Origin of the sequence: Haladaptatus sp. SPP-AMP-3 (assembly GCF_049568665.1) — an archaeon.
Classification (GTDB): domain Archaea; phylum Halobacteriota; class Halobacteria; order Halobacteriales; family Haladaptataceae; genus Haladaptatus; species Haladaptatus paucihalophilus.
Map to the genome: position 1 here is coordinate 115,402 of NZ_CP145898.1, position 23,958 is coordinate 139,359.

Here is a 23,958-nt window from a genome sequence, read left to right on the forward strand (position 1 = left end):
ATGACGGCGTTGTGGAACGAGCGGTCCCGTGCGGTGTTCGTCGCCGCCGGGTTGGGGTTCGGCGGGTACGCCTTCGCGGTCGTCGTGGTGCTCTTCACGGCGCTCGTGCTTTCGGTCGGCGGAATCGACCTCCTCTCCCGTCCGACCCTGTTGGTCGCCGTTTCGATAGTGATGGGCCAAGGCGTCTCTTTCGGCCTGTTCGCGCTGGCGTACCTCCGCTACACCGGACGCGGACGGTCGTACGTCGGGGTTCGCTTCCCGACGCTTTCGGACCTCGGGTGGACAGTCGGCGGGTTCGTCGTCTTCTACGGCGGCCTCATCGTCGTGTCGCTCGTGCTCACGACGTTCGGGATACAGTCGGCGCAGAACGAACTCGCCAGCATCGGCGAGCAGGACCCGCGGGTGTTTCTCCTGTTGATTCCGCTCTCGTTTCTGCTCATCGGTCCCGGCGAGGAACTGCTGTATCGCGGCGTCGTACAGGAACGACTCCGCGAATCGTTCGGGCGCTGGCCCGCCATCGCGTTGGCGAGCCTCATCTTCGCGTTCGTTCACTTCTTCTCGCTCCAGGGAGCGGGAAAAATCGTCTACCTCGCCATCCTGTTCGTCCTCTCGCCCGTCCTCGGGGCGGCCTACGAGTACACCGGCAACCTCGTCGTCTCGGCGCTGATTCACGGCGCGTTCAACGCGCTACAGTTCGCGCTGGCGTATCTGATGGTGACGGGACAGTTGCCGTCGTAAGCCGCTACTCCTGTCCTTGCCAGCGCACGATGAGGAACTCGGTGTAGCCGCCGTACGCGATTTCGAGCGACCCGACCCACCAGTTCCACCGCTCGGGAAGCGACATGTCGTCCGGCGCGTCGTCCAGGTGGCCGACGATGGCCCCCGCGGTGAGGTCCATGCCCGAGTGCTTTCGGTACCGCCCGGAATCGGATAGGTCTCGGGCTTCCCGAACGACGACTCTCCGCGCACCCTCGGGTGCGTCGAACCGTTCGCGCAATCGTCGGTCGAGTTCGGTCGGGTTCATTTTAATAGCGCCCTCCGCGTTTTTCCACCCATGCCGACAGTCTTCGCGGTGGACGAATACGAAGCACAGGAGTACGACGCGGTGCTCGTCCAAGAGAACGCAGTCGTCTGTCTTAACGCTGACCCGGGGCTCGTCCGCGTCATCCCCTTCCAGAAGGTGAACCACGTCGATGCCGACCCCGAGTTGCACCTCTCCAGTTCCGAAGTCCCGGACTCGTTCTTCGGCGGCGCGGAGTACGCGTTCGTGGACGTGTCGAAGTTCGACCGAATCGAGCGCCATCTGGAGGATATCGAGAGAGAGCAGTACTGACCGGTTACAGCTTTGTCCATCTCGTATCGGTGTTGCCCATCGGCAAGTGCCAGCGCTGTTCTGCGACCAACGGGTCGCGCCGCCGGAGTTCGATCCGTGCGTCGAACAGCGGCGACAATCGGGCGACCTCGCGCGAGTCGTCCGGGACGGGTAGATGGACGTGTCCGATACTCTTGACGCCGCGGATGAGCGCCATCACCGTGCGGAGAAATCGCGTCACTGCGGCGCGGTCGTTCGTTTCGAGCAGTCGTTTCAGCGAATCGATGCTGACCCGGAGTTCGGCGGGCGAAAGCCCCGACGCGCTGTGGTCGAAATAGCCGACCGCTCGAAGGAGTTCCGCGCGGATGTATTCGAGTTCGGTTCGGCCCTCGTCACGTTCGACCGAGGCGTCCGTCCCGACGTCGGTCGGAGTGATGACGCGGACGTTGGGGTCTTCACGTCCCACCCCCGGCGGGAGCCCGTCGTCGATGTCGACGGCTGTCGTCCGGGTCGCAACGAGGACGTGTTTCCGGTCGCAACACGGGTCGCCCGAAAGCCGACGTATCGCCTGTAGCGTGACGCTCCGCGTCACCGCACCGGTTATCAGGAGGACACAGCCCTGCTGTTTCAGTTCCCGCAACGTGGCCTCGAAATCGCGTTCTCCATCGTCTCGGTATCGGTTCCGAACGAACGACATTCTTCACTGAATGTTCATACTTCGTGACCATAATATTTGTTGTTTACATTTCATTTTATCAGTATTGTGTCGATGGATTCTTCCAGTTCACGTCGGGTACGTATCGTTTCCATCGTCGTGGCGACTTTCACTTTCGTCCGTGTCTTCTTCGCCCGTTTCTGTGCCTTCTTCGGCCGCTTCCGGTTCCGGCTTCGCGTCCGTTTCGTCCGGCGTCTCCGTCGCCGGTTCCGTCCCGTCGTTCGCCGGTTCGCTTGCCGTCTCCTTGTCCGTCTCCTGCGCCGCGTCCTCGCTTCCCGTCGCGTCTCCTGTCGCGTCTTTCGTCGCTTCGGTTTCGCCCGTTTCATCGCCCGTCGCGCTCGTCACTTCACTCGCCTGTATCGGGTTCCCCTGCATCAGGTCGGGAAGGACGACGCGGTTGAACTGGACGAGTAGCACGAGCAACAGCGGACCGAGAAAGAGTCCGTACCATCCGAACAGGAGGGGGCCGAAGATGTACGCGAACAGCATCAGCCCGACGTGCAGTTCGCGTCCCGTGATGTACGGGCGGATGATGACCTCGGCCACGAGGTCGATGACGATGACGAACAGCGCGACGAACGCCACGGGGAACCAGAGGGTCCGCGGCCCGATGTCGAACGACCGAACGACGAGGTACGCCGCGATGGGAACGTAGACCAGTTTCGTCCCGACGACGGGAACGAGGCTGGCGACGCCGGTCAACAACCCCAGTAGGGTCGGTAGCGGGATCGAAATCCCGGACGGCGCGAAGACGTTGGCGAGGTTGTACACCACCGCGGCGGCGAGTCCGACGACGAATGCGTTGAGGATGTTGCCGAAATACACCGTCTGCAGGCTCCGGTCAACCGCTTCGACGTAGGTGTACGCCGTGCTCCGCTCGCCGCCGATATCGCTGACGAACCAGCGAACCAGTTTGTCGTCGTCCCGAAGCAGGTAGAAGGCGAACGCGAGCGCGACGAACAACTGCAGGAGTCCGGTCCCGAACGCCGCCACCACGTTCGCGGCGGTTGTGAGCAGTTCCGGACCGCCAAAGCGCACGAACTCCCCCTGACTCTGCTGGGCCAGTTCGAGGATTCGCTGGGGATGGACCGTCAGCGACGACAGGTCGAAATACGGCCGGAGAACGCCCTCGTACCCCTGTAACGACTCACCGGCGATTTCGGCGACCTCGACCGCGCTCACGGCGACCGCGTAGGTGACGAGGAGCACGACGGGAAGCGCGACCGTCACCAGCGCCGCGGCCGCCGTCACCCCCGGATGGCCGAGTCGGTGCTCCAAGCGGTCGTATATCGGCCGCGTCGCGTAGTACATGAACAGGCCGAGCACGAACGTCCCTTCGAACGAGTAGAATACGAACAGGACGACGACGCCGAGAACGAGGCCGACCACCCACCACGCGAGACGCGACCGCCCTTGCAGTAGCGTTAGATTTTCATCCATCGTATCGTCGGGTCCCCACCCATTACCGTCCGTACGCGGGCCGACGCTATATCGGTCGGGGTCCCTGAAAGACCACCCCGACTTTTATTCGGGCAGGTCGTACTGCCACCGATGTACGAACGGATTCTGGTTCCGGTCGACGGGGGAAGCGAATCGCGGGAGGCGGTGAGCCACGCGCTCGACATCGCCGACAAATACGAGGCGACGATGTACGTCCTTCACGTCGTCAGCGAACAGTTGGTCGGCGACGCGGAGGAACTCGAGGCGGCGGGCGAACAGGTCACCGATGAAATCGTCGAGCGCGCGACCGAACACGGCGTCGATGTCGTCGCCGACGTCACCGACGGTCGTCCGTCCGACCGCATCCTCGGCTACGCCGACGAACGGAACGCCGACCTCATCGTGATGGGGACGCACGGCCGAACCGGCGTCGGCAGGGTGCTCCTCGGCAGCGTCGCCGAGCGCGTCGCGCGCCACTCGGACGTTCCCGTCCTGCTGGTCCGGTCCGCCGGTGTGAGAACGGTCGAGTCCGCCGAGCAGGCGACCACCGTCGCTGGCGACGCCCTCGCGGCCGAGGGGTACGACGACGTATCCGTCACGGAGCAACCCTACCGGGCGGCCAACACCTGGATAGTTCGAGCGTCGGCGGAGGGTGAGACGTTCAACGTCCACGTGGACCCGGTGACGGGCGAGACGAGCGTGGCGCGCATCCGTCAACGGGACTGACCCGTCTCCTTCACTCGGTCCGTTCCCGTCCGGGCGTCGCCGGGAGCCGCCGTTTGTGGTGGGTTTCGACGTGGCCGTTGACGATTTCCCAGACCGTTTCTATCGGGATGTCCAGTTCCTCGGCGACCGTCTCGGCGCGATATCGGCGGTCCACCACGTAGTGTAGCACCGCGTCGATGCGGTCGTAGGACGCTCCGAGTTCGCCCTCGTCGGTTTGCTCGGCCCACAGCCCCGCAGTCGAGGGTTTTTCGACGATACGGCAAGGAAGCCCGACGTGACGTGCGAGCGCCCGAACCTCCGTCTTGTAGAGGTTCGCCAACGGAAGCAGGTCACACCCGCCGTCACCGTGTTTCGTGAAGTAGCCGAGCAGTCGCTCCGACCGGTTGCCGGTTCCGAGGACGAGTTTCGACCGCGTGTTCGCCGCGTAGTAGAGACAGGTCATGCGCAGTCGCGCGGTGGCGTTGCCGAGCGCGCGAACCCGCTCGTTACGGTCCCCGTCGCCGACGAGGAGGTCCTCGAAACAGCGGACGAGCGGCTGGAGGTGGACCTCCCGATAGTCGATGCCGAGCGCTTCGGCCACGGTCAGCGCGTCGTGACTCCCCGCCTCGGCGGTCAGGTTGCAGGGAAGCAACAACCCGAACACGCGGTCGGGTCCGAGCGCGTCCACCGCGAGGGACGCCGCCAGCGTGGAATCGACGCCGCCGCTCATCCCGACGACGACGCCGTTCGCGTCCGACCGCTCGACGTACTCCTCGATGAACAGGGTGAGTTGCCGGTACGTCGCCGCCACGTTCTCCTCGTCGGTCAGCAGTTCGGTCGGTGGGAGGGTCGATGTCGTCACGTTTTCACCTCGTGGCAGCACGGACACCCCCCCGCCCGTCCACGCCGAACCGATACGATGAAGGAATATTGGTTTTCAGGGCGGATTTTGGAAACGTTTGTGTTCGTATTCACGACTAATCGAAACATTATGGCACTATAAAACGCTTCTCGTGTGTAAATTCATACTTTTGAATTGTGTTTTAGGTGTTTAATGACAGCCCCATCCACGACTCAAAATCACTGTGCACGTCGAGGCGCACCCTCTCAGACAGTGACAAATTTATTATGCTTGAGTTTATTGACGAACGTCCGGTTATTCGGTTTTCAAACGCTCACTTCTGGACGCTTTACGACCTTAAACAGAATATATATGATTGTAAACTGACCGAATGTCAACAACTATCAGTATAATCGAACATTCGTAAACGCTTAGGTTTATATTCTTCTGAATCACGATTCTATACCGTGACTTGGATTACAAATGCGGCGGAAATGGGTGAAAAGGTAAACAATTCGGTTGTGGTCCGTTCAGGGCTGACCGAGGAGCGTGGGCACTGATGGTCGATTTGAACGCCATCGCGTCGGGCGTCAACAGCGTGTGGGTGCTCACCGTCTCGTTCCTCATCTTCTTCATGCAACCGGGTTTCGCCATGCTGGAGGCCGGACAGGTTCGTGCGAAGAACGTCGCCAACGTGCTGATGAAGAACATGATGGACTGGTGTCTCGGCGTCCTCATCTACTTCCTCGTCGGCTCCGGAATCGCATTCATCGCCGGTGGACTCACCTCGTCCGGGGGCTTCTCGTCGGGGTTGTTGGCGTCGGCGTTCGCCTACGTCAACAACCCCGACGATTGGGTCAACTGGCTGTTCGGTGCCGTCTTCGCCATGACCGCCGCCACCATCGTCAGCGGCGCGGTCGCGGAACGGCTGAAATTCAAGGCGTACCTGTTCTACTCCATCGCGCTGACGGCGGTCATCTACCCCGTCGTTCAGGGCTTCGCGTGGGGCGGCGGCCTGCTCTCCGCGGGCGGCTACCTCGGGCAGGCGGTCGGCTCCGCCTTCGGCGTCGCGGGTGGCGTCGGGTACATGGACTTCGCGGGTGCGACCGTGGTTCACATGCTCGGCGGCATCGCCGGACTCGTGGGCGCGTACATGGTCGGTCCCCGTCGCGGTCGCTTCGACAAGGACGGCAACAGCGTGCCGATTCCGGGCCACTCGCTGACGCTCGTGATGCTCGGCACGTTCATCCTCGCCTTCGGCTGGTACGGCTTCAACGTCGGGACGCAGGCGAGCGTTCTCTCCGTCGAGAACGGTGCCCTCCAGTTCGCGGGCGCCACGCTCGGCCGCGTCGCGCTCAACACCACCCTCGGAATGGGTGCGGGCGCGGTCGCCGCCGCGCTGACGACGACGTACCTCGAAGGCAAGCCCGACCCGCTGTTCACGGCAAACGGCCTGCTCGCTGGCCTCGTCGCCGTTACCGGCGCGGTTCCGCACGTCACGTGGTTCGGCGGCATCGCCCTCGGTCTCATCGCGGGCGTGCAGGTGCCGCTCGTCTACCGTTGGGTCGTCGACACGCTCAAAGTCGACGACGTGTGCGGCGTCTTCTGTGTCCACGGGAGCGCGGGTGCCATCGGGACGTGGCTCATACCCGTCTTCGCCGTCTCGGGCTTCTCGCTCGCCCAGTTCACCATGCAGACCCTCGGTATCGCGGTCATCACCGTCTGGACGCTGGTCACGACCTACCTCATCTTCAAGCTCGCCGACGTGACCGTCGGCCTGCGCGTCGACGAGAAGGAAGAACACACCGGTCTCGACAGCTCCGAACACGGCATCGTCGCCTACCCCGAATTCGTCGAATCGTTCGACGAAACCGGCGGCGGTTCCCCGACTGGGACGGCGGACGGCCCCGCGCTGGCGGACGGGGGTGAGAACAAATGAGCGCCGACTCCGGAATCGAGATGGTCGTGGCCATCATTCGCCCCGCTCGACTGGAGAACGTCAAGCGGGCGCTGGTCGAAGCCGGTGCGCCGAGTCTGACCGTCACGAACGTCTCGGGACGGGGCAGTCAACCGGCGACGAAGAGCCAGTGGCGCGGCGAGGAGTACGTCGTGGACCTCCACCAGAAGGTCAAAATAGAGTGCGTCGTCGCCGACACCCCCGCCGAGGACGTCGTGGAAGCCATCCGCGAGGCCGCCTGCACCGGCGAACCCGGCGACGGGAAGATATTCGTCCTCCCCGTCAGCGACGCCTGTCAGGTCCGAACCGGAAAACGCGGCCCGGACGCGGTGTAGCCCGGTCTTCGTTCCGAGGAACCGTTTTTCGACCGTGCAACCGCGCCCGCTCTCCGCCGTTCGTCGTCCGTCTCGTTTTTCGGTCCGTCGTCCGATACCGACGAGGTTGCCGAGGGGGTGAACTTTTACCCCGTCTGCTACGTCTGTCCAACCATGCCGAACGCTTTCGCGGAACGAACTCGCCGGAGTCAACAGCGATTGGAGACGGCCGATGCGGACGCACTCGTCCTCTTTCCCAGCACGAACCTGTTCTACGTCTCCGGATTCGAGGAACACCCCGCCGAACGACACCTCTTCCTGTTCGTCCCGAAGGACGGCGACCCCGCCTTCGTCGTCCCCGATATGTATGGCGAGCAGATAGCCGAGGAGTCGTGGGTCTCCGACGTACGGACGTGGAGCGACGGCGACGACCCGCTCTCCATCGTGAAAGACATCGCCGATGACTTCGACCTCCGCGGCGGCCGCATCCTCGTGGACGACACGATGTGGGCGCTGTTCACCCAAGACCTCCGCCGCGCGCTCCCCGACGCGACCTTCGGACTGGCGAGCGAGGTGCTCGAACCGCTCCGCATGCGCAAGGACGACGCCGAAATCGAGGCGTTGCGGACGGCTGGCGAGGTCGCGGACCGCGCCAGCGTCGAAATCCGGGAACTCGGCGAGGAGGCCATCGGCATGACCGAAACCGAACTCGCGGCCGAAATCGAATCCAGACTCGCGGACACGGGCGGCGACGACCCCGCCTTCGGCACCATCGTCGGGTCCGGCCCGAACGGCGCGAAACCCCACCACGGTCACGGCGACCGGAAAATAGAGTACGGCGACCCCGTGGTCCTCGACTTCGGCGCGTTCGTCGGCGGCTACCCCGGCGACCAGACTCGAACCGTCGTGTTCGCCGGTGACCCGCCGGAGGAGTACGAACGGGTTCATCGGGCCGTCCTCGAAGCCGAGCAGGCGGGCGTCGAGGCCGTCGAACCCGGCGCCACTGCCGAGTCGGTGGACCGCGCGGCCCGCGAGGTCATCGAGTCGTACGGCTACGGCGAGGAGTTCATCCACCGGACCGGACACGGCGTCGGCTTGGACGTCCACGAAGGGCCGTACATCGTTGAGGGCAACGAGTTGGAACTCGAACCCGGCATGGTGTTCAGCGTCGAACCCGGCATCTACCTCCCCGGCGAGTTCGGCGTCCGAATCGAGGATTTGGTCGTCGTCACGGAGGACGGTTGTGAGCGCCTGAACGACTCGCCGCGGACGTGGCAGGCGCTCTGAGGAATCGAGTTTCGCCGCGGTTGTTCACTCGTTTTCGCGGTAGTGCTGTGCGTACATCATGGCGAACACTCCGAAGACCGGAACGAGGTTCGCCACCGTCCCGGCGAACTCGTCCATCGGGACGAGTTGGTACAGCGCGCGACTGATACCGCCGAGTACGAACAGGGAACCGGCCACTAACGAGAGGGTGCTGTCTGTCCCGTGGAAGTACAGTTCCTTGACGCCGAAGAGAACGAACATGGTCGGAAACGCCCACCAGACCACGGTCCCGAACGGTGGATAGAGCACCATCCCTCCGACGAGGACGGCGATTCCGACGACGAGTATCGCTAAACGGCCGAAGGGATGGTCCGCGAGTCGGTCCGCATATTTCACCGCGTTCATGATTTCGTGCCGTTCCGTTATCTACCGGTACTCCTCCTCCGGTTAAAAATGTGCGTCAACCGATCGGTCGCCCGCCGACGACTCCGCCTCTCCGCTTTTCGTCTCGTTGCCCGAACTCATCCACGTCGCATTCAGAGCGGTTGCTGTGGGTTCACTATCGGCCCGTCGGGGCCGAGTCCGACCGTCGCCTCGACGCCGAACACGTCGGCGAGCAGTTCCTCGGTGACGACTTCGCTCGGCGGTCCCCAGTCGTACGGTTCGCCGTCGCGCAAGGCGACGAGGTTGTCGGCGTAGCGCGCGGCTTGCGAGATGTCGTGGAGGACGATGCCGATGGTCAAATCCTCCTCGTGCGCGAGCGTTTGCACGACTTCGAGCACGCGCAACTGGTGGCGCAAATCGAGGTACGTCGTCGGTTCGTCCAGCAGGAGCACGTCGGTTTCCTGTGCCAGCACCATGGCGATCCACGCCAACTGTCGTTGTCCACCACTGAGGCTGTTCATCGCCTCGTCCCGGAGGTGGGTGACCCCGGCGCGTTCGAGGGCTGTTTCGACCGCCTCGTGGTCTTTCATCGTCTTCGACTCGAAGAACCCGCGGTGCGGATAGCGTCCGTGGTACGCGAGTTCCTCGACGGTCAACCCGCTGGGGGCTTCGTTCTGCTGTGAGAGGAGACCGAGTTTCCGCGCCAACGCCTTCGTTCCTAACGACTGGATGTCCTCACCGTCGAGTTGGACCGCGCCGCTCTCGGGTTCGAGTTCTCGCGAGAGCGCCTTGAGCAGCGTGCTCTTCCCGCTCCCGTTCGGTCCGACGAGCGCGGTAATTTCGCCCTCCGGGAGGACGATGGAGTCACACTCGACGATGATACTCGAGTTCGGGTAGCCGATTTCGAGTTCCTCGCCGAACAGCTCGCTGGCTTCGGGTTTCGGTTCGTCGTTCGCTTTTTCTTGCATTCCAGCGTCCGGTTGCCCGTTCATCGCGTTTCCTCCAGCAGGTGCGTTCGAAGCAGTTCGCGTCCCCGCTCGGCGCGCGCCGCCCGCTCCTCTTCGTCCAGTTCGAGCGCCCGATACTCCCGCTTGAGCCGCTCTTTCACGTCGGCCAACTCCGCGTCGGTCGCGTTCTCGGGTGCGCTCTCCGCCACGAGCGAGTCCATGCTCTCTTCCCACTTCGCGCCGCTGTAGCGGCCGGGTTCGACCGTCCAATCGTAGTAGTGGTCCGCGATTCCGTCCCACAGCCCCTCGTCCTCGCGGCGAACGTCGCGGATGAGTGACAGCGCGGTTCGCGCCCCGTCGCCCGCGTTGACGATGGCCTGATGTTCCGACTCGTCACCCAGACAGCCGGTTACGTACAGCCCTTCGACCGGCGTTCGTCCGTCCCGGTCCACGTCGGTCAGTTCGTCCTCGAAGTCGGACAGATAGTTGTCGTCGTACAGCGAGGCGGCGATAACCCGGGTCGCTTCCACCGGTTCCTCCTCGCCTTGCGCGTCGATTCGGAACCCGTCGTCGGTTCGCTCGACGTCGAGGACCATCGAGTCGCGCACCGTACACCCCTCCAACGCCGCCTGCTCGCGCCCCAGTTCGAGGAAGGTGTCGGGAGAAACTCCGCCGGGGAAGCCGAGGAAGTTCTCCAGATGCACGCACTGGCGAATCGCCGAGACGCCGCCGTCGAGGACGACCGTATCGAGACCGTAGCGGGCGACGAACACGGCCGCCGAGAGGCCGGACGCGCCGCCGCCGACGATGGCCACATCCCGCGGCATCAGAGTTCACCTACCTTCTGGCGCTTCCGCATGAGATAGAGGAAGTACGGCCCGCCGAGCAGGCCGGTGACGATGCCGACCGGTACCTGTATCGGGTTGAGCGCGAGTCGAGCGCCCACGTCCGCGGCGACGACCAGCGCCGGTCCGGCGAACAGGCTCCCGACGATGAGCTTTCGATAGTCGCTCCCGACGACGTTCCGGACGACGTGCGGGACGATGAGGCCGACGAAGCCGACGATTCCGGCGACGGAAATCGCGGCGCTGGCGGCGAGAATCGCCAGCGTCGAGAGCGCGAACCGGACGCGTTCGACGGACATCCCCAGCGAGCGGGCGGTTCGTTCGCCGAGCAGGAGGACGTTCAGTTGGCGGGAGGCCAGCAGCGAAAGGGGGAGTATCACCAGCGTCGGAACGAGGATGATTCGAACCTGCTCCCACCCGGTACCGGTGAGCGACCCCGTGGTCCACGAGAGGGCCGTCTGCACCACGCCGATGTCCTGCGCGAAGAAGAAGAGGCCGCGCTGGAGCGAGGAGCAGATGGTGCCGACGATGACCCCGGCGAGAACGAGGCGGACGGGACTCGTCCCGCCCTTCCACGCGATGGCGTAGACGACGACGAACGCCGCGATACCGCCGAGCGCGGCGAAGACGGGCAGGAAGACCGACAGGCCGCTGAAGACGACGAGGGTGAGGAGCACCGCCAACCCGGCCCCGTGGCTGACGCCGAGGATGTAGGGACTCGCCAGTTCGTTGCGCGTGACGGCCTGAAATATCGCGCCCGAGACGGCGAGATTCGCGCCGACGAAGATGCCGACGAAGACGCGCGGCAGTCGGAGGCTCCAGATAACCGTCGTGGTGTTGTCGAGCGTCACGTTCTTCGGAATCTCGGAGCCGAGCAGGAGAGCCCCGAGCACGTCCGGATTCGTGATGACTTTCGGGTCGAATACGGCGTTCCACGCCTGCGCGAGTGTCGTCGAGTACGCTCCGAAGCTGACCTGCACGAGCGCCGAAATCACGACGACGGCGATACAAGCGAGGACGAGCGCCGCCACCGACCCGTCGAATCGCTCTTCGACCGTCGTTTCACTGTTCTCCATCATCCGTGTTCCCTCGTTCTCGATTTTCCATTGATGTCACTGTCCGGCGAGCGTTACCGGGTTCGCCGTCTCCGTTCTATTTTTAGGTTAACCTAAAACAAGATAAGGACTTTGATTCTCGACACGGTTGCCGAGTCGTGGTGATATGGGACGACGCGGGCAGTTGATGCCTACCGTACCCGCGTCGCACTGACTTCCTACTTCGTCGGGCGGTTCGTATTTCGGTTCACGTTTCGGTTGTATCTCGTCCATCTATCGGTCGGGTCCGCGCTTCGAACCCGCCGCTTCGAGTCGCGGGAGCGGCCGCGAACCCGACGGAAATCCGCGTATCCGACCGAATATCGTCTCGGTTCGCTCGCTCCCGCGCCATTCTTTAGGCTGACCTAAACACACGTAAACCTTCCCCTTTTTCGGCCCGCCTAAAACACCGTCGGTCGTCCGCCGATAAATTTTCGCTCCGAACGCGGAACCTGACGGTTCAGTTTCAAGTACGCCCCCGGCGTACTCCGATTCGAGAATGGGGAAACGATACGATGGGGGAACAAGATGACATCGGACAGCGACCAGCACTGCGGTCTCTGTCCGACAGACGACTCGGAACGATGGGGAGACGGCGGTTCATCACGACGCTCGCGGGTGCCGGATTGGGTTCGATGGCCACCCTGCTCACGCCGGACGACGTGCGCGCGGCCGGACGGGACGAAGTACCACTCGTGTACGGCCACGGCCGCGATTTCGAACCGCTCACGACGACGGTTCCGGCGGACTGGTTCGCCGACCTCCGCGCCGCGTTCGACGCGCACGACCGTCTCGACCTGCTATCCCGGCCCGGCGTCGTCGGTAGCGCCGTCGTCCCCGGGGAGTTCGGCGGCCGAAACGCCGCCCTCGCGGTGGACGTGACCGACGACGAAGCGACCGGTTCAGTGCCCGAGCGCGTCGGCGACGTCGCCGTCGAAGTGAACCGCGTCGAATCCACCGCGAACGAACAGCGCGCCAAATCCGTCGATACGTCGTTCGACGGAAACCGAATTCCGGGGAGCGTCGAGTGCGGAAGCAGGAACGCGGCCGCGACGCTCTCTCCGGCGATGTACGACGGTGAGACGCCGTTTTTCACCACGTCGAATCACCTCTACGGCGACGACGGCGAGCAGCATCGCGGCGAACCGTTCTACGTCAAGCGCCGCGACGGCTGGCGAACGGTCGGTGAGGTGCGACGCGGCTACGCGTTGGACGATTTCGTCCGTATCGACCCCGTGAACGGTGCGGTTCCGGCGAGCGCTATTGACGGCAGTTCGCCGTCCGCCGTCGTGGGACAGTTCACGCGCGCTGGTCTCGCGCGGGTCAAAGCACGCGGGTCGAAACTGAAGAAGAGGGCGGTCGTCTCGGGCTTCACGTCCGGCGCGATTCAGGCCATCGACGGGATGACTTGCGCGTACGGCACCGTCTGCAAACACGGCCAACTGAAGTGGGGGTCCCAATCCTCGTTCACCGACGGCGACAGCGGGAGCGTCAGTTACCATCCCGACCTCGAGCGCCCGGACGACGGCCTCCTCGTCGCCGGGATGAACAACGCCCGCACGTGGTGGCCCGGCGAGGATTACATCTGGGGGACCGCCGCCTACCGAATTACGGCCAACCACGGGTTCACGTTCTCGCCGCCGACCGCTGGCGCTCCGTGAACTCCAGTTCGACGACGGTCCGGCCGCCGAGTTCGTCGGAAATCCGCGCCGCAATTTCCTTCGCCAATCCGGGATACCGTTTTCCGGACGGGCGTGTCACGAGCACCGTCACGTGCTGTCTGTCGTCCACGAGTCCCATATCGTCGAATTCGACGTTCACCTTCACGAGGTCCAGCGATTTGTACTGCCCTCCCTCCAAGAGCTTCTGCACCTGCCTATTCGCCGTGTTTTCGGTGTGGACCTGCTGGGCCATCAGCGCCCCCGCCCCGGCGAACGAGACGAGCAGGACGGCGACGGCGACGACCGTCGGTGCGGCCTTCCGGAGGGTCGTCCTGTCTTTCGGCCGGTAGCCGAGCCCCCAGAGGACGCCGCTTCCGGCGGCGTTGATGGAGACGACGTTCACCACGAGCAGGACGAACGCGCCGAACGCGAGCACCGGCGGTCCCCACGCCAAGCCGACGCCGACCGCGGCGGCCGCGGGGATGAGCGCCGCCGCGATCATGACGCCGACCAGCGACACCGGAAGGGCGGTCGCGAGTCCCAACGCCCCCGCCGCACCCGCACAGAGGCCGACCGCGAGCGAGAGGAACCCGGGCGAGGTGCGTTGGCTTATTTGGTTCACCGTCGCCACGTTGAGCGCGGGCGGAATGAACTGAGCAGACTTGAGCGCCCATCCGAAAATCGTCGCGCTGACGATGGCGACCGCGAGTCCGAGCACTTGCGACCACAACCCGTCGCGTATCATGTCGCGGTCGTTCAACACGAGTCCGACGCTCGTCGTCATCGCCGACCCCACTTGCGGGGCGATGACCATCGACCCCACGACGAGCGCGGGCGAATCGAGCAACAACCCGGCGGTTGCGACGATAGCGGACAGCACGGTCATGGCGTAGTACGTCACCGGACTCGGGTTCATCCCGAGCGCCTTCGTCCGAATCTCCTCCGTTGCGATGCTGTCGTCCTCGTCGCCTCCCTTGACGAACCTATCTTCTAACTCCGCGATGTTCGGCGTCCGGGCCGTCTCCAGACTCCCGACGACGGTGTAGCCGTCCTCGTCCAACCCCGCGTCTCGAAGGGCCGTGAGAACGGCGTCCACCGCTTGCGTCGGGACCGGAAACTGAACGACCGCCGCCTCGTCCCCGTCGCTGTCCTCGCGGGTGAGCACGTAATCGATGTGCTCGTCGTCGAGCACGGCAAGAACCTCGCTCCGGCAGTCGTCCGGAACGAGAACCTGAATGAGACGCATGCCCGGACCAACCGACTAGGGGATAAAAACCCCTCCGGCCGGAGCGGGTCGCTCACCGGTCGAAAAACGTCTTCAGCAGTTTCGCCTGCGCGTGTCGGAGATGCTGGTGGAACGTCGGTGCCGACACGTCGAGCAACTCGGCGACCTCCTCGCCCGTGCTGTCCCGCGGCCACTCGAAGAACCCGGCGAGATAGGCGGTTTCCAGCGCCGTCCGCTGCCGGTCGGTCAGCGACTCCGAGAGCTGCATGCGGAACTCCGTCGCCGTCGGCTCGGGTTTCTCCCGTTCGCGCTGGGCGACGACGCGAGCGCCCGGCGCGATGTTCTTCACCGCCTCGACCACCCCTCTGATGCTCGCGTCCATCGGAAGTTCGACCGTTCCACGGGTGCGGTTTTCGTCGGCTTCGACGTATCCGATTGCCGCCCCCCGGTCAACGAGCGCCTTGACGAACGACGGTCCCTCGTAGGTCACCTCGAAGACGCACTCGTCGTTGCGTTCGCGGATGAGTCGCGTGTCCGCTATCCCCGCCGCTCGCGCGGTTCGTTCGAGGACGACGTCCGATGACACGCCGGACGCGGTGATGAAACAGTGAATCTCTCCCGTCGGTGCCATCGTCGTCCCCAAGAGGGTGAACGTACAGTCGAGTTCCTGTGGGACGCGGATGAAGTAATGCTCGGCGCTCTCTATCTCCATCTCCACTTCGACCACGCAGTCGGACACCAGCGCCTTCCTGCTCTCTATGGCGGCAATCGCCATCCCCATCGTTTCCCCGAGTTCGACCAGCACTTCCCGCTCTCGGTCGTCGAACGCTCCTATCCGGTCCGTATGCACGGCGAGAATCCCGTAGCAGGTTTCGTCGTACCGAATCGGGATGGCGGCCATCGAGTGCGTCCCGCCATCGAGCGACTCCGCCGTCCACGACTCGAACTCCGGACGGGTCGTCACGTCATCAATGACGACGGCCCGTCCCGTCGCTCGCGCTTCGGCGACCGGACAGTCGCATTCGGTCTCGGTCGTTTCCGCCGACTCCAAATACGTGTCGTCGCCCCCGTTCGCTACCGCGCGGATGGTTTCGACGCCCATCTCGCACTCGCCGACCCACGCGAACTCGTACGGTCCCGCCGACGCCAATCTATCCACGACCGTCTCCTCTATCTCCTCCCGGTTCGTCGCTTGCACCAACGCGCGGTCCACGTCACGGATGACTTCGTTTATTCGGTTCAGTTCCACCAGCTCGGCGCGTTGCGCCGAGAGCGTCTCCTCGCGCTCCGCCCGGTTGAGCGCCGACTGGACGTTCGTCGCCAATATCTCCGCGAAATCCCGGACGTACTCGTCCAGCTTCGCCATCGAACGCGACCCCAGCAGAAAGACGCCGTGCTCGGCCAAGGGAATCACCATCTCCTGTTCGGCCGTCACCGCCCGGCCGTCCGCCCCGTACACATCTGTCCCGTCCTCACATACCGCAAGTTCACCCGACTCGAACGCTCTCCACGCGGGTCCGTTCCCGTCCTCGGAGCGCGGAATTTCGTCCGGTATCCCCTCGGTCGCTTCCGTCACGGCGACCGGTCGGAGGACGTCCCGCTCGTTGTTCACGAGATAGATACCCGACAGCGACAGTCCCAACTCTTCTCCCGCGGCTTCGACCGCTATTTCACAGATGTCGGTCTTCGTCTCGGCCGTCATGAGCTCCCGCGTCGCCGACCGCAAGGATTCGAGCGTCCGTTCGCGCGCTTCCCGTTCCGAGACGTCCTTGAAGATGCCGTGGATGACTTCCCGACCACCGAGTTGGGTTCTATTCGCGCTGATTTCGATGGGAACCCGCTCGCCGTCCGAACGAACGACCGAGAGGTGCTCCGAGCTTCTGGATATTCCTCCCTCGTTCGCGTGCTCGTCGAAGATTTTCCGATAGTGTTCCTGGTGCTCCGTGGGGTGTATCTCCCACTGATACATTCCGCAAATCTCGTTTCGAGGTCGGTCGAGGAGTTCCTCCGCCGCCGCGTTCGCGTCCACGATTTCCCCCGTTTCGGTGTCGGCGACGAGGATGGCTTCCGGACTCGCCGCGACCAGCTTTCGATAGCGTTCGCGCGACGCTTCCAGTTCCGTCTCCACCGTCCGCCGCTCCGAAATGTCGCGGATGGTTCCGGTTATCAACTCGTCGCCGTTGCAGGCTTCGCTCCGAAACGACAGCGCGACCGGAATCTCGTGTCCGTCTCGATGCCGCGCTATCGTTTCCACGGAATCCCAATCGAGTCGTCGTTCACCCGTTTCCACGTACCGCTGCAGCGATTCCTCGTGCACCGGCGCCAACCGGTCCGGGATGACCCGCGTCAACGACGTTCCGATTATCTCCTTCGGGTCGTAGCCGAGCACCCGCTCGAATCCCTCGTTGGCGTAGCGAATCTCGCCCGATTCGTCTATCGTCACGACGGCATCCGCGAGCCCTTCGAGAACCGCCTCCGCCTGTGATAGCATCCGTTCGTTCCGATAGGAGGTGACGGCACGTTCTATCTTGTGCGAGAGGACGGTCCGACTGTCGGGACCAACACAGTCGGTCACATCCATCGAAAACGCCGCTTCCACCGTCCGTTCGTCGTCGCTCACGATGAAAAACGGAAGGCTCGCGTCGCGTTCGCGTACCGCTGTCAGCACGGCGAGCGCGTCGCATTCGGGTGGACCGTGTTCACAGACGATGCAGTCCGCCGTTTCGAGTCGGTCGAGCGCCTCCTTGGCACTCGTTCTCTCCTCCCCAATCCCCTGGAGTTCACCGTCGCCACCGACGCCGATGTGGAGGATTTGTGGCGTCTCCGGGAATTCTTCATGGAAGGGCATGCTAACATAAAGTGGACGGGGGTTTCTCTATGTTTCGGTGGAACGCGAACGATTAATAGCTGTCCGTGTCAGCCGACAGGTATGAGGCTGGAGGATTACTGGGGCGTCGGGCCGAAGACGAGCGAACTGCTCGAAGCCGAACTGGGAGTCGAACGTGCGATTCGGGCCATCGAATCGAGCGATGTTCGCGCGCTGACGAACGCGGGACTGTCCCGCGGCCGAGCGACGCGAATCCTTCGACAGGCCAACGGCGGCGACGGGATGGCCGTGCTCGCCACCCGTGACGCCCGTTCGGTGTACAAATCGCTGCTCGACATCGCGAGCGACTACGCCGTCACGCCCGACGCTGGTGACCGAATTCGCGTACTGACGCCGGTTCGCTCCCGCGAGGCGGCGACCGACCGGCTCGATTCGGTCATGGCCGCCGTCGAATCGTGGGACGTACTGGACGAGGACACGCGCGAAACCGTGCTCGACGCCTTCGACGCGTACGACGGCAGCGAACGAACCGCGGTCGAGACGGCGATTTCACTCCAACGAACCGGCGTGACCGACGGCGCGTTCGCCACGGTCGCCGACATCGACGCCGACGACCTCGCCGTCGCGGTCGCCGCGCTCGGGAAACTCGACGACGGCACGGTCGTCGAGGGTGCGGACGAGGAACTCGACCGACTTCGGTCGGCGCTGCGCGCGGCCGAACGTCTCGAAAGCGGTGCGCTGGACGTGATCGAATCCGTCCAGTCCGGCGACGTGCGGACGCCCGACGAGTTCCGCGAGAGCTACGTCGAGTACGTCGCCCGCGAAACGGACATCGAACCGCAGCGAATCCGCGACGCGACGGTCGGCGAGGCTACCGACGCGACGGATTTCGTCGGCGGGTCGCTCCGCGAACTCGTCGCGGAGACCGAGAGCGCGGCCGAGGAACGCGAAGCGAGAGTGGTCGAAGACCTCGAAACCGACATCGAAACCGCCCGCGACGCCATCGACGCCGCCGTCTCCGCCGTGAGCGACCTCGCGGTTTCGCTGTCGCTGGCCCGTTTCGCCGACGCGTTCGACCTCACGCGTCCCGAGTTCGTCGATTCCGGCTTCGCGGTCGACAACGCGCGAAACCTCTTTCTCGCCACCGGGAACGGAGATGTCCAACCCGTCACCTACGGCATCGGTGACCATCGAATCGCGGGACCGCCGAAGGGCGACCGGGTGACGGTGTTGACCGGCGCGAACAGCGGGGGGAAGACGACCCTGCTCGAAACCCTGTGTCAGGTCGGCCTGCTGGCACAGATGGGACTCCCCGTCCCCGCTTCGCGCGCGCAAGTGTCGATGTCTGACGCCATCGTCTTCCACCGCCGCCACGCGAGCTTCAACGCTGGCGTGCTCGAATCCACGCTCCGGAGCATCGTCCCGCCGCTCACGAACGACGGGCGCACGCTCATGCTGGTGGACGAGTTCGAGGCCATCACGGAACCCGGAAGCGCGGCGAATCTCCTCCACGGACTCGTCAGTCTGACCGTCGATAGAGGCGCGCTCGGCGTCTTCGTCACCCACCTCGCGGACGACCTGAACCCGCTCCCCGGACAGGCGCGCAAGGACGGTATCTTCGCCGAAGGGCTGAACGACGAGTTGGACCTGCTCGTCGATTATCAGCCGCGGTTCCAGACGGTCGGCAAGTCCACGCCGGAGTTCATCGTCTCGCGTCTCATCGCCTCCTCGGACGACCGGGCGGAACGCGCCGGGTACGACGTTCTGGGGCGCGCCGTCGGCGAGGCGCTGATTCAGGAGACGCTGGATTCGTGGACGGACGCGGAGTAACTCACTTGGTGGGCCGTTCGAGCGATACCTCCATGCGGACGTTTGGTCCCGGTTTCACATATAAACCTTCGCACGTCGAAAATCGTGTGCGTCCCGCTCGTTTCGCGTTCAGTTCCGCTCTAGGTTCCGTTCGCCCCGTCCGAGACGGTCCTCCACGTCCTCGACCGTCTCGTTTTCCACGAGCCGTTCCAGTTTTCGTTCGAACTGCTCGTCCGTGAGTTCGCCGCGCGCGTACCTGTCCTTCAGCGTTTCGAGGGCCTCGCGGTTGTTCTCTTCCGCGCCGTGGCGTTCCGTCGGTTCGGCCTTCGTCTCCCGACCGTCCCCCCACGATTCTTCGCCCTCTTCCTCCTCCTCGTCGCCGAACAGCATCTCAACGATGGGAATGACGACGACGTAGCCGACCAACATCGCCGGTAGCCACCAACTTTGGTCGGTGAAGAGGGCGAGGAGCCAGAACCCCGTGACGAGAATCGACGTGATTTCCGTCGCGTTCTCGCGGAAACGCTCGCTCGGAGTGTCGCTCATATCAGTTCGTATCGTCGCCGGAACATAAAACGTCCTTTGTGTTCGTTCGGGTACCATTTCGACGGACCACACGACCTTTGTTTCCGTTCTCACAACGATGGTGCATGGAACGTGACGACGACCCAACCGTTACGCGACTCACTCCCGACGAGGCATTTGGGCTGCTCGGCGACGAGACCCGGTTCGCAATCCTGCGGGCGTTGAACGGGGCCGACGAGTCGTTGTCCTTCTCCGAACTTCGAACCCGCGTCGGTGCGGACGACCCCGGCGGGTTCAACTACCACCTCGGGAAGCTCACGGGACAGTTCGTGCGGAAGACCGAGGCGGGCTACGACGTTGCACCGCCGGGGGAACGGGTCGTCGGGGCCATCCTCTCCGGCGGGTACACCGCGGAGTTCAGCGCCGATTCCGTTCCGGTCGATGGGAACTGCCTCCACTGCGGGGGCCGATTGGAAGCGGTCTTCCGGGACCACGGAATCACCATCGACTGCTCGGATTGTGAGTGGATGTTCACTAACCCCGAAATTCCCGCGGGACTCATGGACGGAATGGACGCGGCGGCGGCACCGAGCGTCGTCGCTCGGTGGCTCCGAACCGTGGACGAGGCCACCGAAGTCGGTATGTGCACGAACTGCCACGGGCGGCTGGATTCGACGCTGTATCTCTCCGACGACGATGACGCTCCCGATTGGCTCGAAGGCAGCGGATTGGTCGGAATGGAGTTCTGCGAATGCACTCGTTGCGGTCACGTGTACAACAGGTCGGTTCAGTTGGCCGTTCTCTCGCACCCGCTGGTCGCCGCGTTCCACTACGAACACGGCATCGACCTCCGCGAAACGCCGAGGTGGGAGATTCCGTGGTTGGAGGCGGACAACGCGACCGTCGAATCCACCGACCCGCTTCGTATCGCGGTTCCCATGACCCTCGACGGGAAAACGCGTACGTTCGTTTTCGACCGGGGGTTGGACGTCGTGGACCGATACGACGGGGAGTGAATGACAATACAGGAGATGACAATCAGGGAGTAGAACCGTACTTCTGTACTCTCGTTCACAGAAATCTCATTCTACAAACACTTATTCCCGGCGCGTCGGTCGTTCCGTCCATGGTGAACACGAACGAGAAACGAATCCCGAAGGGATGGCCGGAACCGACGCCCGAACAAGTGCAGGTGATGGTGCTCGGCACCTATCACATGGATAACCCCGGACTGGACGAGGTGAACGTCGATGCCGACGACGTGCTCGCCGACCGCCGACAAGCCGAGTTGCGCGACTTGGTGACTCGAGTTTCGGAGTGGGAACCGGACGTGGTTGCCGTCGAGCGCCCCTACGACCGAAACGAGTCGATAAACGACCGCTATCGGGAGTATCGGTCGGGCGACCGCACCTACGACCGTGAAGAGACGTTTCCCGCGTCCCACTCGGAACGGAACGAACTGACGACCGAATGCCGGAGCGAAATCGTCCAGGTCGGCTTCCGACTCGCCGACCACCTCGACCACGACGGGGTCGCCGCGATAGACGAATATCCCGACGAACCCGATTCCGACCCGTTCGAAGACCGTGACATCGATTCGGGTCGGAAGACAGAAATAGAATTGCCCGAGCGCGACGCGGTACAGCGTGAGAGCGACGACCAACTTTCCTCCTCGACGATTCCCGAGTACCTCGACTGGATCAACCGGAAGGAGGAACGCCGGTTTAACCACGACTCGATGTTCGATGCGGGGATTCGTGCGGCGGACGAACCGTTCGGGAGTCCGGTCGCGCTCGCCTACTGGTACGAGCGGAACGTTCGCATGGTTCACCACCTTTGGCGGGCGATGGATTCCGAAGACGACAGAATCCTGTTGCTCGTCGGGGCTGGCCACGTTCGCGTTCTCCGCCACCTCCTCACCGAAGCGCCGATGTTCTGCCCGGTCAGTCCGCTCCCGTATCTGCCCGCCAGCGGCTGACGTCGCGCCGAAGTCGCCTAGCTTTAACCTCCCGAAGCGTCTCGGTTGTGGCGTGTCTTTCAGGGTTCCCTCCCGGTCGGTTTCCGTCGCCATCTTGCTCGTCGTCGTGACGAGCGCGCTGGTCGCCGGGTGCACGTCGGTACAAGAGACGACGACGCCGCAATCGGGCGAACCGACCTCGAATACGGGTTCCCAGAGCCAGACCAGCCAGTGGACGGTCACCATCACCCGCATCGTGGACGGCGACACCGTGGAGTTCCGCTACGCGAACGGAACGACGGACACCGGGCGACTCCTCGGCGTCGATACGCCAGAGGTACACACCGACAACGACCCGTCGGAGTTCGAAGGGGTACCGGACGACGCGAGCGGAGAGCGCTGTCTCCGCGACTGGGGGCACAAGGCGAGCGAGTTCGCAAGAGCGGAACTCGTGGACGAGCGAGTGACCATTACGCTCGACGCGAACGAGGGACCGCGGGGGTATTACGGTCGATTGCTGATTTACATCCGCGAGTCGGACGGGACGCGTTTTAACTACCAACTGGTGAAGCAGGGATACGCGCGGGTGTACGACAGCGAGTTCACCCGCGGCGACCGGTTTTACGCCGCCGAGACGAACGCACAGCAGCACGACGTCGGTCTCTGGGAGTGCACGAACGGAGGGGCGAGCACGGACGGACAGCGGAGTACGGACGGGGCGGTGACGACGGACGAATCGACGACCCGAGTGGCGACCGACGGCGGCACGAGCGGGCTTTCCGTCGCTCGAATCCACGCGGACGCCGCGGGCAACGACCACGAGAACCTGAACGACGAGTACGTCGTCCTGAAGAACGCGGGCGACGAAACGCTCGACCTCTCCGGGTGGACGGTTTCGGACGACGGCGGGCACACGTACCGCGTGCCGTCGGGCGTGACGCTCGCGGGCGGGGAGACGCTCACGCTCTACACGGGGAGCGGGTCGGACTCGGCGTCGGAACTCCACTGGAACGCCGACGCCGCGGTCTGGAACAACGGCGGGGATACGGTCGTCGTCCGGGACGCGAGCGGAACGGTCGTCCTCAAACGGGAGTACGAGGGCTGAATCGAGCCGTTGCCCCCCGACGCGGACGGAGTAACAACGATTATCGCCGTCCCGTTCCGCCCCGCGTTTCGATAATACGACCTTGTGCGTCGTAGCGAGGAATTATCGGCGTGAAGGATGCTCCGGGCTTATTTCGCCTCCCGTGCTTCTCTATCGGGGAGTCCATGACACGACCATTCGAACGCCACGGTTCACGGTCGGTGGAACGCGAACGCCGCCGACGGCACACCCGCCGCGACCTGCTCCGCACGACCGCGCTCGGCGGAACCGCCGCTCTCTCCGGATTCGCTGGAATCGGCGTGGCGAGCGCGCAAGACGGTGGAAATGGGGAGACGGAGTTCACGGTGGAAATCCGCAACGTCTCCAGCAACGACACGCTCCAACCGCCCGACGGGGAGCGTCAACCGGTCCCGCTCTCGCCCGGCGTCTACGCCGTCTACCGCGGTGGCGACCCCATCTTCACCGCCGGGAAGCAGGGCGGCGCACGGGGGCTCGAACAGCTCGCCGAGGACGGCGACCCGACTCGATTGGAGCGGTCTCTCGACGACCAACAGGGGGTCCAAAGCGACATTTTCGACCGACTGGAGGGGAGTGATCAACGGGGACCGCTCGAACCGGGGCGGACGTATCGGTTCGACTTCGACGCCCAACCGGGCGAGCGCCTGTCGTTCGCCACGATGTTCGTCCCGTCGAACGACCTCTTTTTCGCGCCGGGCGGCATCGGCATCCCGCTCTTCCGGGATGGTAGCCCGATCAGCGGCAACGTGACGTCGCAGGTGCTCCTCTGGGACGCGGGCACCGAACGGAACGAACAGCCCGGAACCGGGCCGAACCAAGCCCCGCGACAGTCCGCGCCGAACACGGGACCCGACGAGAACGCACCGGTACAGCCGATATCGAGGGTCGACGATGGATTTCGGTATCCGGCCGTCGCCGACGTGATTCGCGTCACGGTCGCGTCGAGGAACGCGTGACGGCGTGATGACTGTGTGACGGTGTGAGGACTGCGGGGACTGCGTGACGACACGC

General features: G+C 64.1%; 23 protein-coding genes. 12 read left to right on the forward strand and 11 right to left on the reverse strand.

The genetic code is table 11. The annotated features are described in order from the left end of the window. Positions 1-738, forward strand: coding sequence for a lysostaphin resistance A-like protein (locus V5735_RS17170; RefSeq protein WP_423746326.1), 738 nt, complete (start codon positions 1-3; stop codon positions 736-738). 4 nt (positions 739-742) lie between these two features. Here the strand turns inward: V5735_RS17170 and V5735_RS17175 are convergent, their stop codons facing one another. Beyond that, positions 743-1,024: a hypothetical protein gene (locus tag V5735_RS17175; RefSeq protein ID WP_423746327.1), complete on the reverse strand. Its 282-nt coding sequence runs from the start codon at positions 1,022-1,024 to the stop codon at positions 743-745. A gap of 30 nt (positions 1,025-1,054) precedes the next feature. Between V5735_RS17175 and V5735_RS17180 the strand changes: the two genes are divergently transcribed. Continuing rightward, positions 1,055-1,333 carry a hypothetical protein gene (locus tag V5735_RS17180; RefSeq protein ID WP_007980596.1) on the forward strand — a complete coding sequence of 93 codons (279 nt, stop codon included), beginning with the start codon at positions 1,055-1,057 and terminating at the stop codon, positions 1,331-1,333. A 4-nt stretch (positions 1,334-1,337) separates the two neighbouring features. Here V5735_RS17180 and V5735_RS17185 read toward each other — a convergent pair whose 3' ends face one another. Beyond that, positions 1,338-2,009 (reverse strand): DUF7504 family protein, encoded by a 672-nt coding sequence (locus V5735_RS17185; protein ID WP_423746328.1) that lies wholly within the window; start codon positions 2,007-2,009, stop codon positions 1,338-1,340. Between the two features lie 87 nt (positions 2,010-2,096). Next, positions 2,097-3,467 (reverse strand): AI-2E family transporter, encoded by a 1,371-nt coding sequence (locus tag V5735_RS17190; RefSeq protein WP_423746329.1) that lies wholly within the window; start codon positions 3,465-3,467, stop codon positions 2,097-2,099. Positions 3,468-3,578: 111 nt separating this feature from the next. Here V5735_RS17190 and V5735_RS17195 point away from each other — a divergent pair, with 111 nt between their 5' ends. Beyond that, a complete protein-coding gene (locus V5735_RS17195) occupies positions 3,579-4,193 on the forward strand; it encodes a universal stress protein (protein ID WP_423746330.1) in 615 nt (204 codons plus the stop codon). A 10-nt stretch (positions 4,194-4,203) separates the two neighbouring features. Here V5735_RS17195 and V5735_RS17200 read toward each other — a convergent pair whose 3' ends face one another. After that, positions 4,204-5,034, reverse strand: coding sequence for an NAD+ synthase (locus tag V5735_RS17200; RefSeq protein WP_423746331.1), 831 nt, complete (start codon positions 5,032-5,034; stop codon positions 4,204-4,206). A gap of 538 nt (positions 5,035-5,572) precedes the next feature. On the opposite strand from V5735_RS17200, the gene V5735_RS17205 reads away from it, so the two are divergent. The 3 genes from V5735_RS17205 (at position 5,573) to V5735_RS17215 (ending at position 8,571) form a co-directional block, all read left to right on the forward strand. Continuing rightward, positions 5,573-6,952: an ammonium transporter gene (locus tag V5735_RS17205; RefSeq protein ID WP_423746332.1), complete on the forward strand. Its 1,380-nt coding sequence runs from the start codon at positions 5,573-5,575 to the stop codon at positions 6,950-6,952. After that, a complete protein-coding gene (locus tag V5735_RS17210) occupies positions 6,949-7,305 on the forward strand; it encodes a P-II family nitrogen regulator (RefSeq protein ID WP_007980604.1) in 357 nt (118 codons plus the stop codon). Before V5735_RS17205 ends, V5735_RS17210 begins: the two co-directional genes overlap by 4 nt. A gap of 153 nt (positions 7,306-7,458) precedes the next feature. Continuing rightward, the gene (locus V5735_RS17215; protein ID WP_423746333.1) at positions 7,459-8,571 is read left to right on the forward strand and encodes a M24 family metallopeptidase; all 1,113 of its coding nucleotides are present in this window, start codon (positions 7,459-7,461) and stop codon (positions 8,569-8,571) included. A 24-nt stretch (positions 8,572-8,595) separates the two neighbouring features. Here the strand turns inward: V5735_RS17215 and V5735_RS17220 are convergent, their stop codons facing one another. The 4 genes from V5735_RS17220 to V5735_RS17235 form a co-directional block, all read right to left on the reverse strand. Further along, positions 8,596-8,955: a hypothetical protein gene (locus tag V5735_RS17220; RefSeq protein ID WP_423746334.1), complete on the reverse strand. Its 360-nt coding sequence runs from the start codon at positions 8,953-8,955 to the stop codon at positions 8,596-8,598. A gap of 131 nt (positions 8,956-9,086) precedes the next feature. After that, positions 9,087-9,926 carry an ABC transporter ATP-binding protein gene (locus V5735_RS17225; RefSeq protein ID WP_423746335.1) on the reverse strand — a complete coding sequence of 280 codons (840 nt, stop codon included), beginning with the start codon at positions 9,924-9,926 and terminating at the stop codon, positions 9,087-9,089. Beyond that, positions 9,923-10,708: an NAD(P)/FAD-dependent oxidoreductase gene (locus V5735_RS17230; RefSeq protein ID WP_423746336.1), complete on the reverse strand. Its 786-nt coding sequence runs from the start codon at positions 10,706-10,708 to the stop codon at positions 9,923-9,925. The genes V5735_RS17225 and V5735_RS17230 overlap by 4 nt, the downstream gene beginning before the upstream one ends. Then, positions 10,708-11,805: a FecCD family ABC transporter permease gene (locus tag V5735_RS17235; protein ID WP_423746337.1), complete on the reverse strand. Its 1,098-nt coding sequence runs from the start codon at positions 11,803-11,805 to the stop codon at positions 10,708-10,710. Before V5735_RS17235 ends, V5735_RS17230 begins: the two co-directional genes overlap by 1 nt. A 530-nt stretch (positions 11,806-12,335) precedes the next feature. Here V5735_RS17235 and V5735_RS17240 point away from each other — a divergent pair. Beyond that, a complete protein-coding gene (locus tag V5735_RS17240; protein ID WP_423746338.1) occupies positions 12,336-13,481 on the forward strand; it encodes a hypothetical protein in 1,146 nt (381 codons plus the stop codon). On the opposite strand, the gene V5735_RS17245 is transcribed toward V5735_RS17240, so the two are convergent. Both V5735_RS17245 and V5735_RS17250 read right to left on the reverse strand, forming a co-directional pair. Beyond that, on the reverse strand, positions 13,447-14,727 hold the full coding sequence (locus V5735_RS17245) for a TIGR00341 family protein (protein ID WP_423746339.1): 1,281 nt from the start codon (positions 14,725-14,727) through the stop codon (positions 13,447-13,449). The genes V5735_RS17240 and V5735_RS17245 overlap by 35 nt on opposite strands. Positions 14,728-14,779: 52 nt before the next feature. Beyond that, positions 14,780-17,554, reverse strand: coding sequence for a PAS domain S-box protein (locus tag V5735_RS17250; protein ID WP_423746340.1), 2,775 nt, complete (start codon positions 17,552-17,554; stop codon positions 14,780-14,782). Between the two features lie 81 nt (positions 17,555-17,635). Here V5735_RS17250 and V5735_RS17255 point away from each other — a divergent pair, with 81 nt between their 5' ends. Next, complete coding sequence (locus V5735_RS17255; protein ID WP_423746341.1) at positions 17,636-19,363, forward strand: MutS-related protein; 1,728 nt, start codon at positions 17,636-17,638, stop codon at positions 19,361-19,363. A gap of 108 nt (positions 19,364-19,471) precedes the next feature. Here the strand turns inward: V5735_RS17255 and V5735_RS17260 are convergent, their stop codons facing one another. Further along, a complete protein-coding gene (locus V5735_RS17260; protein ID WP_423746342.1) occupies positions 19,472-19,888 on the reverse strand; it encodes an SHOCT domain-containing protein in 417 nt (138 codons plus the stop codon). A 104-nt stretch (positions 19,889-19,992) separates the two neighbouring features. Between V5735_RS17260 and V5735_RS17265 the strand changes: the two genes are divergently transcribed. The 4 genes from V5735_RS17265 (at position 19,993) to V5735_RS17280 (ending at position 23,903) form a co-directional block, all read left to right on the forward strand. After that, entirely contained in the window at positions 19,993-20,883 is an 891-nt protein-coding gene (locus tag V5735_RS17265; RefSeq protein WP_423746343.1) for a winged helix-turn-helix domain-containing protein, read from the forward strand. Positions 20,884-20,993: 110 nt separating this feature from the next. Next, complete coding sequence (locus V5735_RS17270; RefSeq protein WP_423746344.1) at positions 20,994-21,845, forward strand: DUF5694 domain-containing protein; 852 nt, start codon at positions 20,994-20,996, stop codon at positions 21,843-21,845. 52 nt (positions 21,846-21,897) lie between these two features. Further along, positions 21,898-22,929 carry a lamin tail domain-containing protein gene (locus V5735_RS17275; protein ID WP_423746345.1) on the forward strand — a complete coding sequence of 344 codons (1,032 nt, stop codon included), beginning with the start codon at positions 21,898-21,900 and terminating at the stop codon, positions 22,927-22,929. A 164-nt stretch (positions 22,930-23,093) separates the two neighbouring features. Beyond that, a complete protein-coding gene (locus V5735_RS17280) occupies positions 23,094-23,903 on the forward strand; it encodes a spondin domain-containing protein (protein ID WP_423746346.1) in 810 nt (269 codons plus the stop codon). Positions 23,904-23,958 lie beyond the last annotated feature (55 nt).

What these genes read in the sequence shown, in the direction of transcription:
- V5735_RS17170 (WP_423746326.1), top strand. Translation starts at nt 1, where the DNA reads ATGACGGCGTTGTGGAACGAGCGGTCCCGTGCGGTGTTCGTCGCCGCC.
- V5735_RS17175 (WP_423746327.1), bottom strand. Translation starts at nt 1,024, where the DNA reads ATGAACCCGACCGAACTCGACCGACGATTGCGCGAACGGTTCGACGCA.
- V5735_RS17180 (WP_007980596.1), top strand. Translation starts at nt 1,055, where the DNA reads ATGCCGACAGTCTTCGCGGTGGACGAATACGAAGCACAGGAGTACGAC.
- V5735_RS17185 (WP_423746328.1), bottom strand. Translation starts at nt 2,009, where the DNA reads ATGTCGTTCGTTCGGAACCGATACCGAGACGATGGAGAACGCGATTTC.
- V5735_RS17190 (WP_423746329.1), bottom strand. Translation starts at nt 3,467, where the DNA reads ATGGATGAAAATCTAACGCTACTGCAAGGGCGGTCGCGTCTCGCGTGG.
- V5735_RS17195 (WP_423746330.1), top strand. Translation starts at nt 3,579, where the DNA reads ATGTACGAACGGATTCTGGTTCCGGTCGACGGGGGAAGCGAATCGCGG.
- V5735_RS17205 (WP_423746332.1), top strand. Translation starts at nt 5,573, where the DNA reads ATGGTCGATTTGAACGCCATCGCGTCGGGCGTCAACAGCGTGTGGGTG.
- V5735_RS17210 (WP_007980604.1), top strand. Translation starts at nt 6,949, where the DNA reads ATGAGCGCCGACTCCGGAATCGAGATGGTCGTGGCCATCATTCGCCCC.
- V5735_RS17215 (WP_423746333.1), top strand. Translation starts at nt 7,459, where the DNA reads ATGCCGAACGCTTTCGCGGAACGAACTCGCCGGAGTCAACAGCGATTG.
- V5735_RS17220 (WP_423746334.1), bottom strand. Translation starts at nt 8,955, where the DNA reads ATGAACGCGGTGAAATATGCGGACCGACTCGCGGACCATCCCTTCGGC.
- V5735_RS17225 (WP_423746335.1), bottom strand. Translation starts at nt 9,926, where the DNA reads ATGAACGGGCAACCGGACGCTGGAATGCAAGAAAAAGCGAACGACGAA.
- V5735_RS17230 (WP_423746336.1), bottom strand. Translation starts at nt 10,708, where the DNA reads ATGCCGCGGGATGTGGCCATCGTCGGCGGCGGCGCGTCCGGCCTCTCG.
- V5735_RS17235 (WP_423746337.1), bottom strand. Translation starts at nt 11,805, where the DNA reads ATGATGGAGAACAGTGAAACGACGGTCGAAGAGCGATTCGACGGGTCG.
- V5735_RS17240 (WP_423746338.1), top strand. Translation starts at nt 12,336, where the DNA reads ATGGGGGAACAAGATGACATCGGACAGCGACCAGCACTGCGGTCTCTG.
- V5735_RS17245 (WP_423746339.1), bottom strand. Translation starts at nt 14,727, where the DNA reads ATGCGTCTCATTCAGGTTCTCGTTCCGGACGACTGCCGGAGCGAGGTT.
- V5735_RS17250 (WP_423746340.1), bottom strand. Translation starts at nt 17,554, where the DNA reads ATGCCCTTCCATGAAGAATTCCCGGAGACGCCACAAATCCTCCACATC.
- V5735_RS17255 (WP_423746341.1), top strand. Translation starts at nt 17,636, where the DNA reads ATGAGGCTGGAGGATTACTGGGGCGTCGGGCCGAAGACGAGCGAACTG.
- V5735_RS17260 (WP_423746342.1), bottom strand. Translation starts at nt 19,888, where the DNA reads ATGAGCGACACTCCGAGCGAGCGTTTCCGCGAGAACGCGACGGAAATC.
- V5735_RS17265 (WP_423746343.1), top strand. Translation starts at nt 19,993, where the DNA reads ATGGAACGTGACGACGACCCAACCGTTACGCGACTCACTCCCGACGAG.
- V5735_RS17270 (WP_423746344.1), top strand. Translation starts at nt 20,994, where the DNA reads ATGGTGAACACGAACGAGAAACGAATCCCGAAGGGATGGCCGGAACCG.
- V5735_RS17280 (WP_423746346.1), top strand. Translation starts at nt 23,094, where the DNA reads ATGACACGACCATTCGAACGCCACGGTTCACGGTCGGTGGAACGCGAA.